The following is a 16,257-nucleotide window of genomic DNA, read 5'->3' as shown; positions in this document are numbered from 1 at the left end:
CGAAGCGCATGCGCCGCAGGCGCGAGTCTCGAGCGCTAACCGGCGGCCCCTCGGGGCCGCGACTCGAGCGCGCCAGCGCTCCAACAAACACAGCCTCAAACCACCCGGGACCACCGAACAACGGATCCCACCTAAAGATCGAAAGTCTCCCCCGGCGACACCGCATGAACCGGTCCGGAAAACGCCGCCTTGGCCTCTGCGATCACGTCCTCCCGTGAAGTCCACGGCGGAATATGAGTCAGCAACAGTTCCTTGGCCCCCGCACGAGTCGCGATCTCCCCCGCCTCGGTGCCCGAAAGATGAATCCCCGGAGGACGATTCGCCGGATCATGCGTCCACGAAGCCTCGGCCATCAGCACATCCGCACCCTGCGACAACTCGACCACCGCATCGCACATCGCCGTATCACCGGTGTAGACGAACACCCGACCGTCCGCAGCCGTGATCCGCAGCCCGTAGGACTCCGGCGGGTGGAACATCCGCCGAGCCTCCACCGTGTGACCGGGCCCGAACGGGATCGGCGTGTTCTCGACCCAGACCTGCGAGTCGATCACATCGGACCAGTCGTCGGTCTCCCCGCCGATCTCCGCCGAGGCGTTCCCGATCCGCAGCGCAGCGTCCGAAGGCCCACGGACCAGGGCCTTACCGGTCGGCGGGTTCGGGTGGTAGCGACGCCACACGAGCAGTGCGGGCAGATCGAGGCAGTGATCCGCGTGCAGGTGGGTGAGGAAGATGTCCACATCGGCCGGGTTCATGTGCTTCTGCAAGGCGCCGAAGATTCCGGGACCGAAGTCGATGACAGTCGGCCGCATATCAGGGCCCGTCAGCAGGTAGCCCGACGCTGGGGAATCCGGGCCGGACACGCTGCCCGAGCACCCGAGGACGGTAAGGCGCATGCCCCCATGCTGCCACGACGTGCTGGTACTCACTGCAGGATCCCCCCAATTTCCAGACTGGATCCCCGGTTACCGCGTTGGTACTGCGCGGCCGACCGATGCTCCACGGCGGCGTCGACGTTCATCTGACGAGAGTACCCAGCCCGCGAGCACTCCACCCACCGCCCCGAAAAGATGGCCCTGCCAAGAAATTCGAGGGTCGCTCGGCAGCACGCCCCACAGCATCGAGCCGTAGAAAACCAGGATCACCAACCCGACCACGATCTGGCCCACATTGCGCGCGAACCACCCGCGACAGATCAGGTACGTGAGCCAGCCGAACACGATCGACGACGCTCCGACGTGCACACTCCCCGTCGACCCGGTGAGCCAGGTGCCGATGCCCGCGATCACCCAGATGATCGCCGTCGCCGCGATCCCGCGCCCGATCCCGGAGAGCAGGACGAGGAACCCGAGCACCAGCAGTGGAAGCGTGTTGGCGAACAGATGTTCCCACCCGCCGTGCAACAACGGCGCCCACAGGATGCCGTCGAGCCCGGAGACCTCGCGCGGCTCGATCCCGGCCGCGTCGAGTTGTCCCGCCGAACCGGCCGGCAAATCGTAGGAGAGCACCATGTCGATGCCCTCGATCACATACAGCGCCCCCACAAAGCCGAGGATCACGACCGCCGCCCGAACCCACGAACCGCCTGACGACGCACCGGCGCCCGGACTCGCATGACCGCGTAACCCCGCGATCCGATCAGGATCGAACGAGGCACCCACCCCACCGCTCACCGACATCGCCTCCACTTCGGCACGGGACCGCAGCCCATTGACCTGAGCGTACCGAAGTGGGGCGACATCGGGTCAGGCCCAGAGTTGTCCGTCCAATTTCTCTTCGGCTTCGTCCAGCGTGCCGTCGTATGCCCCGGTGGACAAATACTTCCAGCCGCCATCGGCGACCACGAACGCGATATCGGCCCGTTTCCCGGCCTTCTGCGCCTTCTTGGCGATGCCGAGCGCGGCATGCAGGATCGCCCCGGTGGAGATCCCGGCGAAGATACCCTCCTCGCCGACCAGTTCACGCGTGCGTTTCACCGCGTCGTACGGGCCCACCGAGAACCGGGTGGTGAGCACTTTCTCGTCGTAGAGCTCGGGGATGAATCCCTCGTCGATATTGCGCAGACCGTAAACCAGTTCGCCGTAACGAGGTTCAGCGGCGACGATTTCGATATCGGGCACGTTCTCGCGCAGGTACCGGCCGGTGCCCATCAGCGTTCCGGTCGTGCCGAGACCCGCGACGAAATGCGTGATCTCGGGCAGATCGGCCAGCAGTTCCGGCCCGGTGTTCTCGTAATGGGCGAGCGCGTTGGCCGGATTGCCGTACTGGTACAGCATCACCCAATCCGGGTTCTCCGCCGCGATCTGCTTGGCCATCGCGACCGCCTGATTCGACCCACCCGCGGCGGGCGAGTCGATGATCTCGGCACCGAACATCGTCAGTAGTTGGCGTCGCTCCACCGAGGTGTTCTCCGGCATCACGCACACGATCCGGTAGCCCTTGAGCTTGGCCGCCATCGCCAGGGAGATTCCGGTATTGCCGCTGGTCGGCTCCAGAATCGTGCACCCGGGGGTGAGCAGCCCGTCGGCCTCGGCCTGTTCGATCATCCGCAGCGCGGGCCGGTCCTTGATCGACCCGGTCGGATTGCGGTCCTCGAGCTTGGCCCACAGCCGCACATGATCGTCGCCGTCCCATTGCGGTGACAGGTTCTGCAAGCCGACGAGCGGGGTGTTGCCGAGCGTCGCGATCAGCGAGTCATAGCGAGCCACGAGAGTCAGGCCCCGCCGGCAACCGCGGGAAGAATCGTCACCGACGCGCCGACGGGCACCTCGGCTTCGAGCCCACCGGAGAAACGCACGTCCTCGTCGTCGACGTAGATGTTGACGTAGCGGTTGAGCTTGCCGTCGGACAGCAGCTTCTCGGCCAGCCCGGGATGGTTCGCGTCGAGGTCGGCGATGAGCGCCGACAGCGTCGAGCCCTCGCCCTGCACTCGCTTCTCACCTCCGGTGATACCACGCATGATGGTCGGAATGGACACGGTTACCGGCATGGGGACTCCTGAGGATGGTGACTTTTTCGGACGGGGGAATCAGTAGGAATCGACGATGCGCACCGGTTCTTCGGTGACCTCGCCGTCGACGATGCGGTAGCTGCGCAGTTCGTGTTCCTGCGGGTCGCGCGTGGAGACCAGCACGTAGTGCGCGTCCGGTTCGGCGGCGTAGGAGATGTCGGTGCGGCTCGGGTAGGCCTCGGTGGCGGTATGCGAGTGGTAGATGACAACCGGCACTTCGTCGGCGTCGTCCATCGCGCGCCACACGCGCAGCTGTTCCCCGGAATCGAACCGGTAGAAGGTGGGCGAGCGTTCGGCGTTGACCATTTCGACGAAACGTTCGGGCCGGTCGCTGCCTTCGGGCCCGGCGATGATGCCGCAGGCCTCGTCCGGATGATCGGCGCGGGCGTGTGCCACCATCGCGTCAACGAGATCGGCCCTGATCACGAGCACTTCATCGACCCTTTCCACATCCTGCGAGCGTGCTGTCGAGCACCTTCCTCGACAACGACTCACCCTATTCGGGTATTCCGCGGGAGTGAAAGTCGGGCCTTGAAGGTCGCCACGCTCAGCGCACAATGTCGGGCGGATCGGTTCGACTTTCGACCGAAACGGCGAACAGTGGGCGCTCAGTGCGGCCGAACCAGATCCCGGTAGGCCGGAATTCCCGCGACCGATGTCGCCGCGAGCACCGCGTCGACGACGGCTCGTTCCACGACCACCGCGGCGGCCGTGCACAGCTGGTCGAGCAGGTGTAGGTCCGTGGGGAACGCGGCAGGCAGCGTGGCGGGAGGGACCTCGATCGCGCCGGTGGACAGGGCGAAGAGGGTGTCGCCGTCGAGTGGGGAGTGCACGGGACGGATGGCGCGGGCCAGGCCGTCGTGGGCGGTGGCGGCCAGGCGTCGACAGCCCGCCGGGTCGAGGGCGGCGTCGGTGGCGACCACGCCGATCGTGGTGTTGAGGACGGTGCTCTTCGTCGGCAAGGCGGCGAGCGCGGCGATCTCCGTCGGCGTCGCTACCCGCAACCCGAAGAAGTCGGGCCCGTCGGTGCCCGCACCCCACGGCAAACCGGTGCGTGGATCAACAACGGACCCAACAGGATTCGCGACAACCACCGCGCCGACCGTGACACCCGCACCGGGCCCCTCACCGAGAACCACACTCGCGGAACCGATTCCGCCCTTCAGCGCACCCGCCTGCGCACCGACACCCGCACCGGCGGTACCGCGCGCGAAGTCCGTCGAAGCCGCGGCGGCCGCGCGATAACCGAAGTCCGCGTCGGGCCGGATGTGCCAGTCGCCGACCGGCAGGTCGAAGATCACCGCGCCCGGCACGATCGGCACCACGCGGGTCGGGTCGGTCGGATCCATCGGAATACCTTCGCGATGCTCCTCGGCCCAGCGCATCACCCCGTCCGCCGCCGCCAGACCGTAGGCGCTGCCGCCGGTGAGCAGCACGGCGTTGAGTTGGCGGACGGAATTGGCCGGGTCGAGCAGGTCGGTTTCCCTGGTGCCTGGTCCGCCACCGCGCACGTCGACCGAGGCGGTCGCGCCGCCGGGAACCCGCACGACGGTGCAGCCGGTCGCGGCTCCGGTGCCGAGCGTCGCGTCGGGGTCGAGCACCTGGTGGTGGCCCACCAGCACACCGGCGACGTCGGTGATCGAGTTGCGTGGTCCAGGGCCGCTGCGCATCATCTCGTCCTTGTGCTCGATCAGTTGACCGCCGAGACGTCGACTCAGGGGTTCATGGCTTGCAACATCGAATCCTGCATCCAGGTCAGCCAGTGATAGACGTCCAGGTGCGGCGCGCGCGGATCTTCGGGATCGAAATGGTCAGGAGTGTCGTCGTCGATCTCGAGCAACGTGCCCAATGCCAGGCGTACATCGGTGAGGGCGGTGAGCCAGGCATCGGCCTGGTCGGACGTGATGAGGATCTTGCCCCCTGCAGCCGGGCAGGTATCGAGAACGACCTGACCCGCGAGAATCTTGGCTTCGATGATCTCGGGCTCGTGCAGGCTGCGCAGCGCACTGTTGAGGTCGGCGCGTTTGGCGTCCGGCGAGCCGGGTTCGGCGCGGTGGAAATCGGGGAGCAGACGCAGAAGTTGCGGGTCGGTCGGCGGGGTGGTGTTGCCGGGGCGCAGACCGGTGAGGACGGTGAGTTCGTCTTCGGGAGCTTCGGCGGCTCGGTCGCCGAGTAAGCCCGAAATCGCGCCGATCAGGGATCGGAGAACGGTGGCCTCGTGCTCGTCCATTTCGGATCGAAGCTTCGGACCGCTCCCACTCAGTGAGTTCTTCCTGCTCCACTTACGCACAGGCCAAGGCTACTCAGTCGCGCTGCATGGTTGCCCAGAGCCCGGCGGCGTGCAGTCGGCGCACGTCCTGCTCCATCTTGTCGCGCGAACCCGACGACACCACCGCTTTGCCCTCGTTGTGCACCTGCATCATCAACTCGGTCGCCTTGGCTTTGCTGTAGCCGAAAAGCTTCTGGAAGATGTAGGTGACGTAATGCATCAGGTTCACCGGATCGTCCCAGACGACGGTGACCCAGGGCCTGTCCTCGGCCTCCAGGATCTCGGGGTATTCCGTGGTCTCCGGCGTCGCCTGCGGTGCCGACAGTGCGGCGTTCACAGCGTCGGTGACGGCGCCGGCCCGAACGGTATTGCACACGGCCATGAAAACCAGGGTACGACGCGGCCCACGAGATTCAACACCCGCGGTGACTAGAGTTTCTGGTGTGCAGATCCGTGACGAGTTCGCCAGCACCGCGCTGCTGACCGACCAGTACGAGTTGACCATGCTGGCCGCGGCACTGGCCGACGGCTCAGCCCACCGGCGATGCACCTTCGAGGTGTTCGCCCGGCGATTGCCACACGGGCGCCGCTACGGGGTGGTCGCGGGCACCGGACGCCTGCTCGACGCGCTCGGCCACTTCCGTTTCGGCCCCGACGAGCTGGCCGTGGTCGCGAAGTTCCTCGACCCCGCCACCGTCGACTGGTTGCGCGAATATCGCTTCACCGGCGATATCGACGGTTATGCCGAAGGCGAGCTGTACTTCCCCGGCTCGCCGATCCTGACCGTGCGCGGCAGCTTCGCCGAATGCGTGCTGCTCGAGACGCTCGCCCTGTCGATTTTCAATCACGACAGCGCGATCGCGTCGGCGGCCGCACGGATGGTGAGCGCGGCGGCGGGTCGGCGGATGATCGAGATGGGCTCGCGGCGCACCCACGAACTCGCCGCACCGTCGAGCTCGCGTGCCGCCTACCTGGCCGGATTCGACGCCACCTCCAACCTCGAGGCCGTGCGCAGCTTCGGCGTGCCCGGCGCGGGGACCAGCGCGCACGCGTTCACCCTGCTGCACAGCGGCGCCGACGGCGAACACGAGGCCGCGGCCTTCCGCAGTCAGATCGACGCGCTCGGCATCGGCACCACCCTGCTGGTCGACACCTTCGACATCACGCGCGGCGTCGCCACCGCCATCGAGGTGGCCGGGCCCGAGCTGGGCGGGGTGCGCATCGATTCCGGCGACCTCGGCGTGCTGGCGGGGCAGGTTCGCCAGCAGCTCGACGAACTGGGCGCCACCGGCACCCGCATCGTGGTCTCCGGTGATCTGGACGAATACGCGATCGCGGCACTGCGTGCCGAACCGGTCGACGTGTACGGCGTCGGCACGTCGGTGGTCGTCGGTTCGGGTGCGCCGACGGCGGGGATGGTCTACAAACTGGTCGAGGTCGAAGGCGTTCCGGTCGCGAAGCGGTCGAGTCACAAGCAGTCGCGTGGCGGGGTCAAGAAGGCGGTGCGATTGGCCCGTGCCACAGGGACGATCGTCGAGGAGATCGTGTATCCCGAAGGCGGAGAAGCGCCCGCTACCAACGGTTTTCAGGTGCGAGAGTTGCAGATGCCGCTGGTTCGCGGGGGCAAGGTGGTCGATTGTGTGCCGACGCTGGCGCAGAGTCGCGAACTGGTCGCGCGCGGGTTGGTCAGCCTGCCGTGGGAGGGGCTCAAACTCTCCGCGGGCGAACCCGCCGTGCCGACAACGTTCCTCGGCTGAGCATCGCGTAACTGTGCGCCGCGGAGCTGTCAGCCGTGGCTGCCGGCCGCTGAGCTGCGGGCCGCTGTGCCGACGGCTCGTCGCTGAACAGGCGCCCGAGCTGCCATCTTGCCGGACCGGGTAGCCGCTGAGCGTCGCGCGGCGGAGAATGGTGCGGTCGAACGAGCTGGAGGATGACATGGGACGCGGTCTGATCATCGTGGACGTACAGAACGACTTCTGCGAGGGCGGCTCCCTCGCGGTGGCAGGTGGCGCGGCGGTAGCGGCCGCGATCACCGACTTCGTCGCCGCCGAGCAGTACGACGCGGTAGTGGCCACCCGCGACTGGCACATCGACCCCGGCCCGCACTTCTCCAGCGAACCCGACTACGTCGACTCCTGGCCGCCGCACTGCCGAGTGGGCACCCCCGGCGCCGATTTCCACCCGGCCCTCGACACTTCGACCGTCCAGGAGACCTTCTCCAAGGGCGAATACACCGCCGCCTATTCCGGTTTCGAAGGCGCGGCCGCCGACCGCACCACCCTCACCAACTGGCTGCGCGCCCACGATATCGATGCCGTGGACGTGGTCGGCATCGCCACCGACCACTGCGTCCGAGCCACCGCACTGGACGCCGTCGAAGCCGGCTTCGACACCACCGTCCTGCTCGACCTCACCGCAGGTGTCTCCCCGGAAACCACCGAAACCGCCCTGACCACCCTCCGCGATGCGGGCGTGCGCTTGCGCCCCTGAATACTTGCCCCATGGACTATCGATTCCCGGCGCACACCCGACCCGCCCTGACGAAGGCACTCGCCGAGACCGACAGCATCCACGACGCCGCCGACACCGTCTTCTGGTCCAACCCCGCCACCGACGACCTCCACCGCCTCGGCATCGGCGCCTTCGGCAAACTCCCGCCCGCCTTCGCCCACCTACTGGCCCTGTCGAGCCTGCACACCACCGTCCTCGACACCGGCTTCTCCGGTTACCTGAAAACCCGCCGCAGCGAACTCCCCTGGGCCACCAGAGCTCTCCGCGCCGCAGGCATGCCCCAACTGGCCGCCGCCGCCATCATCGCCGCCCGCGACGCCTCCCTGAGCTCCCCCGATGACGACCTGGACCGCTTCTGGGAAGACGAACACCGCACCCTCGCCACCCCCGACCAGATCCGCCGCCCCACCGGCGACCGCGCCGAAGACCCCGACGAAATCTACGACATCAACGAACCCCAAGACTTCGAACAACGAGTCCTCGACTACATCCGAGACCACCTCGACGACTTCGTCCGCGAGTCCTGACCGGGCTCGCCGCAGCTCGGGCAAACCTGTCCGAGGGTGCGGATAAGCTGCCAGCGTGCCCGAACTTCCTCCCGTCGCCGACCTGCTCGTCACCGCCGTGCATGCCCTCGGCGGCAAGGAACGCACGGGTCAGACCACCATGGCCACCGCGGTCGACCACGCGATCGACACCAAGGAACACCTAGCGGTCCAGGCGGGCACCGGCACCGGCAAGTCGCTGGCCTACCTCATCCCGAGCCTGCGCCACGCGGTCCGCACCGGGCGCACCGTGGTGGTTTCCACCGCGACGATCGCCCTACAACGCCAGCTCGTCGACCGCGATCTGCCGCGCCTGGCCGAAGCGCTCACCAAACCACTCGGCCGCGCACCCCAGTTCGCGATCCTCAAGGGCCGCAACAACTATCTGTGCCTGAACAAGATCAACAGCGTCATCCCGGAAGACACCGGCGGCGAGGCCGAACTGTTCGACGCCTTCGCCATCTCCCGCCTCGGCCGCGAAGTCCAGCGCCTCAACGAATGGGCCTCCGACACCGAAACCGGCGACCGCGACGAACTCGCCCCCGGCGTCACCGACCGCGCCTGGCGCCAGGTGAGCGTCGGTTCGCGCGAATGCCTCGGCAAGTCCCGCTGCCAGTTCGGCCAGGACTGCTTCGCCGAGAAGGCCCGCGCGGAATCGGCCCAAGCCGACGTGGTGGTGACCAACCACGCACTGCTGGCCATCGACGCCATCAGCGGCATCCAGATCCTGCCCGAGCACGATGTGGTTGTGATCGACGAGGCGCACGAACTGGTCGACCGCGTCACCGGCGTCGCCACCGCCGAACTGGCCGCGACCGCGATCAGCGCCGCCGCCCGTCGCTGCACCAAACTGATCGACGAACGCGAAGTCGACCGACTCGAAGGCGCCGCCGAGGCCTTCCACCAAGCCCTCGAAGACCTGCCGCCCGGCCGCTGGGACCAGATGCCCGACGGCATCGCCCCCGTGCTCGCCCTGGTCCGCGACGCCGCCTGGAACGCGCGCACCGCCATCGCACCGACGGGCAGCGTCAAAACCCAGGACGACCCCGACAACGCCGCCGCCCGCACCATGGCCGTGGCCGCCATCGATGACGTGCACGACGCCGCGGTCCGCGCGCTGACCGCGTTCGAGGAGGCCGACCCGGCCGCCCGCCGCGATGTCATCTGGCTCTCGGCCGACGAAATGCGCGGCGTGGCCCGCCGCACCCTGCGCATGGCACCGCTCTCGGTCGGCGGCCTGCTGCGCAGCAGACTCTTCGGCACCGCGACCGTCGTGCTCACCTCGGCCACCCTGCAGATCGGCGGCTCGTTCGACGGGCTCGCGATCACCTGGGGTCTGCCATCGCAGTCGGGCGGCAAGGTCGACCCGGCCATGGCCAACGGCGCCACCGCACCAGCCGACCTGGAATCGGTGCGCTGGAACGCCCTCGATGTCGGTTCCCCGTTCGACCATGCCAAGTCCGGCATCCTCTACGTCGCCAAACACCTGCCCGCCCCCGGCCGAGACGGCCTCTCCCCCGCCTATCTCGACGAGATCGAACAGCTCATCACCGCCGCCGGTGGCCGCACGCTCGGCCTGTTCTCCTCGATGCGCGCCGCCAAGGCCGCCACCGAGGCGCTGCGCGAACGGCTCGACACCCCGGTGCTGTGCCAGGGTGACGATTCGATGGGCGCGCTGGTGCGCAAGTTCGCCGACGACCCGGCCACCTCCCTGTTCGGCACCCTCACCCTCTGGCAGGGCGTCGATGTGCCCGGCCCGTCGCTGAGTCTCGTTATCCTGGACCGCATTCCGTTCCCCCGGCCCGACGATCCGCTGCTCACCGCTCGCCAGCGCGCGGTCGAGTCGCGCGGCGGCAACGGTTTCATGACCGTGGCCGCCAATCACGCCGCACTGTTGCTGGCGCAGGGCACCGGCCGGTTGCTGCGCAGCGTCGACGATCGCGGCGTGGTCGCCATCCTCGATTCGCGCCTTGCCACCGCCCGTTATGGCAGCTACCTGCGCGCTTCGCTGCCCCCGTACTGGGAGACCAGCGACCCCGAGGTGGTTGCCAAGGCATTGCGCCGACTCACCGACACCGCCTGAGCGCAACAGATCGAGTCGTGCAATCCGGATGACCACACTCGTGAATCAGCGAGCGTGCGAACGCAACTCGTGAGAGCGTGTGGTGATGATGCACCACGCCGATGGCGAGGTACTCGGCGAATTTCTGGTCAGCGCAAGATCTTTGGCCGAGTACCGCGCGATGTTCCATCTGTCCGACGATGATCTCTCCGGGCGCCGGATTCTCGATTGTCCCGGTGGCGCAGCGAGTTTCGCGGCCGAGGCGAGCGCGGTGGGCGCCGAGGTCATCGCGATCGACCCCATCTATGCCACCCCGCCGATCGAGTTGGCCGCCCGCGCCACCCCCGAAACCGAACGCGCCGTGGCCTGGGCGCACGCCCACGCCGACCGCTACCGCTGGGACTGGTACGGCTCCACCGCCGAGCACGCCGCGATCCGCCGCGGCGCCGCCGCCCGTTTCGCCGACGACGTACGCGCCGCACCGCACCGCTACCTGGCGGGTTCCTTACCCTCGCTCCCCTGCCCCGACGACGCATTCGATCTGGCGCTGAGCTCGCACTTGCTGTTCAGCTACGCCGATCGACTCGACGCCGATTTCCACCTGGCCGCCCTGCTCGAACTGTCCCGCGTCGCCACTGTCGAAACCCGCGTCTACCCGCTCCTGGACTACACCGGCGCACCCCTCGACGATCTCGTCACCCACCTGCGCACGGAACTGCACGACAAGGGCATCGAAACCTCACTGCGCAAGACCGGCTACGAGTTCCACCACGGCGCCGACACCATGCTCACCCTGCGCACAGCGGCCTGACGGCGGCCGGGCCCGCGATCATGTCGTTTTCCTACCAATGTCGAACCACTGACGAACCGCCTCGACCCGGCGCGGTAGGTTCTTAGTCGTGCATACGATGCGGGCCGGCCGGTAGTACGGCCGTGGCGGAGAGATCGCGAGGCGTGGCACTGCCGCGCACGACCCTGACGCTCCTTCTGCTACTCGGCACCGCCGCCTTAGGCGTGACGCTGCTGTTCACCACAATGAATCCCTGGATGGACAGCGGCGGGATTCTCGTCGGCGGACTCGACGTGCACATCTACCGCGACGGTGGCTGGCGGGTGGTGCACGAACGCGCGCTCTACCTCGAGCCGACGCACTACGGCCTGCTCTACACCTACACACCGTTCTCGGCGCTGGTGTTCCTGCCGTTGCTGCTGGTGCCGTGGGCGCATGTGACCACGACATGGATGGTCCTGAACCTGCTGGTGCTGTTCGGCGTTGTGCTGCAGAGCTTTCGGATGCTCGGCTACCGCGTCACCGCGAAACTGGTCGCCGTCAGCGTACTGCTCACCCTGGCCTGCACGTTCGCCGAACCGGTGCGCACCACGCTGTACTACGGGCAGATCAATCTGGTGCTGATGCTGGTGGTGCTGTGGGACTTCTCGCGCGCCGAGCACAGCAAGTTGCGCGGTATCGGTGTCGGTATCGCCGCGGGCATCAAGCTGACCCCGCTGTACTTCATCGCGCAGTATCTCGCCCAACGGCAGTGGCGTGCGGCCGCGACCGCCGCGCTCACGTTCATGGCGACGATCGGCCTGACCGCGCTCGTGCTGCCCAGCGATTCCTACCAGTACTGGACTTCGACGTTCTTCCAGTCCGGCCGGATCGCCCCCGACGTCCACCCCTCGAACCAGTCGCTGCGCGGCGCTATCGCCCACCTCATGCACGGCCCCGCGCCGGTGTGGTTGTGGCTGCTGATCGCCGTGCCGATCGCGCTGGTCGCGCTGTGGCTGGCCGCGGTCCTGGTCCGCCGTGGCGAACCCCTGCTCTCGGTGACCCTCGGCGGTCTCACCGCCTGCGCCGTTTCGCCGTATTCCTGGGGCCACCACTGGGTTTGGTTCGTCCCGCTGCTCGTCTACCTGATCCACCGCGCCCAGACCCGCGCCCCCTGGTGGCTCGCCGCGGCCGCTCTCTACCTGGCCATCGCCGCCTGGACCTACCAGTACACCCCCACCTGGGTCAGCGTGGGCACCTTCCTGCTCCCCCCGTGGTGGCCTGCACACCAGGTCCTGATGAACATCTACGTGATCATCTACTTGATCACGCTCGCAGGCATCGCCGTGCACATTCGCACGCGCAAACTCCCCCCGCCGCCCATCGAGCCGAATATCGCTCTCCCCCAGCAACTCTCAACCGAACCCCGGACCGTCGTCGCCCCGCACCCCGACGACGACCGTCCGGCCATGCTGAACTGATCTACCCGCAGGACCAATCGAAAACGCCCGACTCCAAGTCGAGTTGGGCGTTGCCGCCGCCGAAGTTCATGCCGGAGACCTCTTCGATCTCCAGGTAGTACGGGGTCAAACCCTCGGGCAGAGCCTGGACAGGAAAAGCGGTGCCGCCGAGGTGGGAGCGGCCGAAGAGCGGTTCGGCCCAGGTGGTCCAGCCCGCATCGTCGGTGAGCGGGTCCTGATACTTGGTGTTGGGCTCGTATTCGACCGGCGGGATGCCGACATTGGGGTCGGCGGTGCGCTCGGCGAGCCAGACGCCGACCGTGGGGTGCACGTCGTCCCAGGCATTACAGCCCTCATCGCCGGCCGACGGCGAACCGGGCGCACGGACATCCGCGGGCGGGGCGACGGGCCCGCCGGCGAATTCCTTTTCGGTGAGCCAGATCAGGGCGAAAGCGCCGCCGATCTCGTCGTGCATGATCTGCAGCTTCGGGTGCAGCTCGGTCGCGACCAGATCGCGGGCCAGCGGGTCGTCGGATGCCGCGTCGGCCTCGACCGCGTCGGTACCGGCGAACTGGCCCTCCCCCTGGAACAGCGCGATGGCGGGGAACCCGGGCCCTTTGCGCTGGAAATCGGCGGGCAGGCGCAGGGTGAGCGCGTGCATCATCGGCAGGCCGGTCACGGGTCCGCGCGGCCAGGTGGCCGGGTCGATGGCAGGGCCCTCACTGCCGATCCACCCCGAACGCACCGGCGCCGCCAGAGCCAACGGTTCACCGTCGGGCGTCTCGGCCAGTTTGTCCGCCGAGTCCCCGAACCCCAGGTCGTAAGCCTTCATCCCAGCTCTCCTCTTCCATCCGCGGACATTGCGCGACGCCGCCGACAACAGGCGCCGCCACGAGGTTAATCGCTGCTACCGACACCTGCGCACACTCGGTGGAACCACGGACATACGGCGAATGACGAATGGGCTCGACCCGACACGAAAGAGTCGGCGCGACAACCGAATACCGGCCACCGCGCCGCCCTCGCGACAAACTCCGCTGGATCAGATCAGAGCACTGACTTGAAGATCAACGTCACCACCGCGGCCACGACGGCAACCACCACGGCGCCGCCGCCCCACACCACACCCGAACGCTCCCACGGGCGCCCGGCATCGAGCGAAAAACGCCCGGGCCCGGTGAATGCCAAAGCCGCCGCGACCAGCGCGAACAGCAGCGGTGTCGAATACCCCTGCACCGACGGATCCGCCGGGAACAGCCCACCGCTCCACAGCACATTGATGGCGTTGATCATCGTCCCGAGCACGATCGCGCCGGCCAACGGCGTGAACAACCCGAACACCAGCAGCAGCCCACCGACCAGTTCGCTCAACCCGGCCAGGGGGCCGAAGATCTCGCCGGGGTTGTAACCCATTGCGGTGAAGCCGTCGACAGTGCCCTGCCAGCCCTGGCCGTTGAACCAGCCGAACAGCTTCTGGGTGCCGTAGGCCGCCATCAGGCCACCGAAGCCGATGCGCAGCACCAGCAGGCCGATGCCGGTGGCGGTGGTCTGGTCGGCGGTGGAGGCGGTAGGAGTGATGCGGGTAGCGGTATCGGTCATCGTGCACAATCCTCATCTGCGATTCGAAATCTCCCGCAAACGGACCATGGTCCGATTGCCTTCCTCGAACACAACCCTGAGTCCGTTGCCACTATTTCACGCCATCCCCGGCAGTTCCGTGATCCCGATCACAGAAAACCGAAAAGGGCCGCCCCACCGGGACGGCCCTGCTCGAAAAACCTAAGTCACCACGCCATGGTGGCGTACGAGATCAGCGTCTCCTCGGACTCCTGCGACAGCTTCCAGGTGCCGTCGACGTCGACCCAGGTCACCGGGATCGGGAAGGTGTAGTCACCGAGGCGGCTGTTCAGCGTGGCCGACAGGGTGTTGCCCTCCACGGTGACCGGGCCGGAGATGTCCCAGCTGTAGCCCGGGATCCGGTTGACGGTCTGGTTCACGACCGCCATGCCGCTGGCGTCGCCCGACTCGAGCTCGGCCGCCGACCCGTTCATGGCCGACTGCAGCTTGCCGTAGAGCTCACCGGCCGACGGCGTGGCCGGGGCGGCGATCGCGGCGGGCGCGGTGGCGACGACAGCGGCGGTGATCGGCGCGAAGATGGTGGCAACCGCCATCGACGCGGCAACGAACGAGCGCTTCATGGGTAGATCTCCTCTTATTAGGTAAGCCTAGGCTGAGTATAGACATACCTATGCCGAGAATGTCTATTCGACCAGGAAGAAGAAGTACGCGAGGAACAGCACCATCAACGCCCACATGGCCGGATGCACTTCCTTGACGCGACCCCTGGCGACCATGACGATCGGATAGAAGATCATGCCCATGGCCAGGCCGTTGGCGATCGAATACGTCAGCGGCATCATGATGACGGTGATGAACGCCGGTATCGAGTATTCGTACTTCTGCCAGTCGATATCACCCAGCGAACGCGCCATCAGAATGCCGACCACGATCAACGCGGCCGAGGTGATCTCCGCCGATCCAGCGACGACAGCGAAGATCGGATAGCAGAACATCGCGATCAGGAACCAGCCCGCCGTGGTGACCGCCGTCAATCCCGTTCGACCACCCGCCGACACACCCGCCGTCGATTCGACATAGGCCGTGGTGGTCGAGGTGCCGATGATCGCGCCAGCGGTCGTGCCCACCGAGTCGGCGGCCATCGCGCTCGCCGCGCGGGGCAGCGTGCCGTCCTTGTTCAGCAGACCGGCCTGATTGGCGACGCCGATCAGCGTGCCGGAGGCGTCGAAGAAGTCGACGAACAGCATGGTCAGCACCACGACGATCATCTGTCCGGTGAACGCGTCCGGCAGGTGGATGATCGCCTGGCCGAAGGTCTGGTCGAGGCCCTCCGGCATCGCGGCGATCCCGTCAGGCAACCCGACCAGACCGGTCACCATGCCCACGATCGTGGTGGCGACGATGCCGTAGAGCACCGCGCCGTGCCAGCCGATCACCAGGAAGATCACGGTCAGGATCAGGCCGAACATGGCCAGCAGCGTGGTGCCCTTGTGGAAATCACCGAGGGTGACCAGCGTCGCGTCACTGTTGACGACGATGCCCGCGTTCTTCAACCCGAGGAACGCCACGAACAAACCGATACCCGCGCCGACCGCGAATTTCATCTGCAACGGGATCGCGTTGAGGATCCGCTCGCGGACCTTCGTGATCGCCAGAATGAAGAAGATGATGCCCGAGAGCAACGTCCCCGACAGGGCAACCTGCCACGGGATACCCATGCTGAGCACCACCGTGTACGCGAAGAACGCGTTGAGGCCCATGCCCGGCGCGAGCGCGATCGGATAGTTGGCCCACAGGCCCATGACGAGCGTGCCGAACACCGCGGCGACGGCGGTGGCGGTGAACACCGCCTGCATCGGGATGCCCTTGTCGCCGAGGGCGCCCTCGTCGCCGAGGATCGACGGGTTCACCGCCAGCACATACGACATCGCCAGGAACGTGACCGTGCCCGCCATCGCCTCGCGCTTGAAGGTGGACCCACTCGACGAGACACCGAAGTATCCGTCGATGCGCCCTCGGGCGCGGGTGACGACATCGCTGGCCATGACTCTCC

General features: G+C 67.3%; 18 protein-coding genes. 6 read left to right on the top strand and 12 right to left on the bottom strand.

All coding sequences use genetic code 11. The features are described from left to right. Window positions 1-131: 131 nt before the first annotated feature. From ACFW6D_RS30760 to clpS, 8 genes are all read right to left on the bottom strand, one after another. Window positions 132-896 carry a cyclic nucleotide-degrading phosphodiesterase gene (locus tag ACFW6D_RS30760; protein ID WP_379333927.1) on the bottom strand — a complete coding sequence of 255 codons (765 nt, stop codon included), beginning with the start codon at window positions 894-896 and terminating at the stop codon, window positions 132-134. 69 nt (window positions 897-965) lie between these two features. Further along, window positions 966-1,679, bottom strand: a complete 714-nt coding sequence (locus tag ACFW6D_RS30755; RefSeq protein ID WP_379333925.1) for a rhomboid family intramembrane serine protease — start codon at window positions 1,677-1,679, stop codon at window positions 966-968. Window positions 1,680-1,745: 66 nt separating this feature from the next. Continuing rightward, the gene (locus tag ACFW6D_RS30750; protein ID WP_266296112.1) at window positions 1,746-2,708 is read right to left on the bottom strand and encodes a cysteine synthase; all 963 of its coding nucleotides are present in this window, start codon (window positions 2,706-2,708) and stop codon (window positions 1,746-1,748) included. Window positions 2,709-2,713: 5 nt separating this feature from the next. Then, window positions 2,714-2,989, bottom strand: a complete 276-nt coding sequence (locus tag ACFW6D_RS30745; protein WP_379239291.1) for a MoaD/ThiS family protein — start codon at window positions 2,987-2,989, stop codon at window positions 2,714-2,716. A gap of 39 nt (window positions 2,990-3,028) precedes the next feature. Beyond that, window positions 3,029-3,442, bottom strand: coding sequence for a Mov34/MPN/PAD-1 family protein (locus tag ACFW6D_RS30740; RefSeq protein WP_379239300.1), 414 nt, complete (start codon window positions 3,440-3,442; stop codon window positions 3,029-3,031). Window positions 3,443-3,618: 176 nt separating this feature from the next. After that, window positions 3,619-4,680, bottom strand: coding sequence for a P1 family peptidase (locus ACFW6D_RS30735; protein ID WP_379333923.1), 1,062 nt, complete (start codon window positions 4,678-4,680; stop codon window positions 3,619-3,621). 44 nt (window positions 4,681-4,724) lie between these two features. After that, a complete protein-coding gene (locus tag ACFW6D_RS30730) occupies window positions 4,725-5,300 on the bottom strand; it encodes a DUF2017 domain-containing protein (RefSeq protein WP_379333921.1) in 576 nt (191 codons plus the stop codon). Between the two features lie 13 nt (window positions 5,301-5,313). Then, the gene (gene clpS / locus ACFW6D_RS30725; protein WP_379333919.1) at window positions 5,314-5,661 is read right to left on the bottom strand and encodes an ATP-dependent Clp protease adapter ClpS; all 348 of its coding nucleotides are present in this window, start codon (window positions 5,659-5,661) and stop codon (window positions 5,314-5,316) included. A gap of 61 nt (window positions 5,662-5,722) precedes the next feature. On the opposite strand from clpS, the gene ACFW6D_RS30720 reads away from it, so the two are divergent. The 6 genes from ACFW6D_RS30720 (at window position 5,723) to ACFW6D_RS30695 (ending at window position 12,647) form a co-directional block, all read left to right on the top strand. Next, complete coding sequence (locus ACFW6D_RS30720; protein WP_379333917.1) at window positions 5,723-7,036, top strand: nicotinate phosphoribosyltransferase; 1,314 nt, start codon at window positions 5,723-5,725, stop codon at window positions 7,034-7,036. Window positions 7,037-7,214: 178 nt separating this feature from the next. Next, window positions 7,215-7,769, top strand: coding sequence for an isochorismatase family protein (locus tag ACFW6D_RS30715; RefSeq protein ID WP_379333915.1), 555 nt, complete (start codon window positions 7,215-7,217; stop codon window positions 7,767-7,769). An 11-nt stretch (window positions 7,770-7,780) separates the two neighbouring features. Continuing rightward, window positions 7,781-8,317 (top strand): hypothetical protein, encoded by a 537-nt coding sequence (locus ACFW6D_RS30710; protein ID WP_379333913.1) that lies wholly within the window; start codon window positions 7,781-7,783, stop codon window positions 8,315-8,317. A 55-nt stretch (window positions 8,318-8,372) separates the two neighbouring features. Beyond that, window positions 8,373-10,418, top strand: coding sequence for an ATP-dependent DNA helicase (locus ACFW6D_RS30705; protein WP_379333911.1), 2,046 nt, complete (start codon window positions 8,373-8,375; stop codon window positions 10,416-10,418). 85 nt (window positions 10,419-10,503) lie between these two features. After that, a complete protein-coding gene (locus ACFW6D_RS30700) occupies window positions 10,504-11,208 on the top strand; it encodes a hypothetical protein (RefSeq protein WP_379333909.1) in 705 nt (234 codons plus the stop codon). Between the two features lie 143 nt (window positions 11,209-11,351). Further along, complete coding sequence (locus tag ACFW6D_RS30695) at window positions 11,352-12,647, top strand: glycosyltransferase 87 family protein (protein ID WP_379333907.1); 1,296 nt, start codon at window positions 11,352-11,354, stop codon at window positions 12,645-12,647. Between the two features lies 1 nt (window position 12,648). Here the strand turns inward: ACFW6D_RS30695 and ACFW6D_RS30690 are convergent, their stop codons facing one another. The 4 genes from ACFW6D_RS30690 to ACFW6D_RS30675 form a co-directional block, all read right to left on the bottom strand. Continuing rightward, on the bottom strand, window positions 12,649-13,458 hold the full coding sequence (locus tag ACFW6D_RS30690) for a hypothetical protein (protein WP_379333905.1): 810 nt from the start codon (window positions 13,456-13,458) through the stop codon (window positions 12,649-12,651). Between the two features lie 215 nt (window positions 13,459-13,673). Continuing rightward, window positions 13,674-14,225, bottom strand: coding sequence for a DoxX family protein (locus tag ACFW6D_RS30685; RefSeq protein ID WP_379333904.1), 552 nt, complete (start codon window positions 14,223-14,225; stop codon window positions 13,674-13,676). 185 nt (window positions 14,226-14,410) lie between these two features. Then, window positions 14,411-14,824, bottom strand: coding sequence for a hypothetical protein (locus tag ACFW6D_RS30680; RefSeq protein ID WP_379333902.1), 414 nt, complete (start codon window positions 14,822-14,824; stop codon window positions 14,411-14,413). Window positions 14,825-14,887: 63 nt separating this feature from the next. Then, entirely contained in the window at window positions 14,888-16,249 is a 1,362-nt protein-coding gene (locus ACFW6D_RS30675; RefSeq protein WP_379333900.1) for an NCS2 family permease, read from the bottom strand. Between the last annotated feature and the right edge of the window lie 8 nt (window positions 16,250-16,257).

The sequence above is a fragment of the Nocardia sp. NPDC058705 genome (assembly GCF_042749305.1).
Taxonomy (GTDB): domain Bacteria; phylum Actinomycetota; class Actinomycetes; order Mycobacteriales; family Mycobacteriaceae; genus Nocardia.
This window is presented reverse-complemented; position numbering and strand designations above follow the sequence as displayed.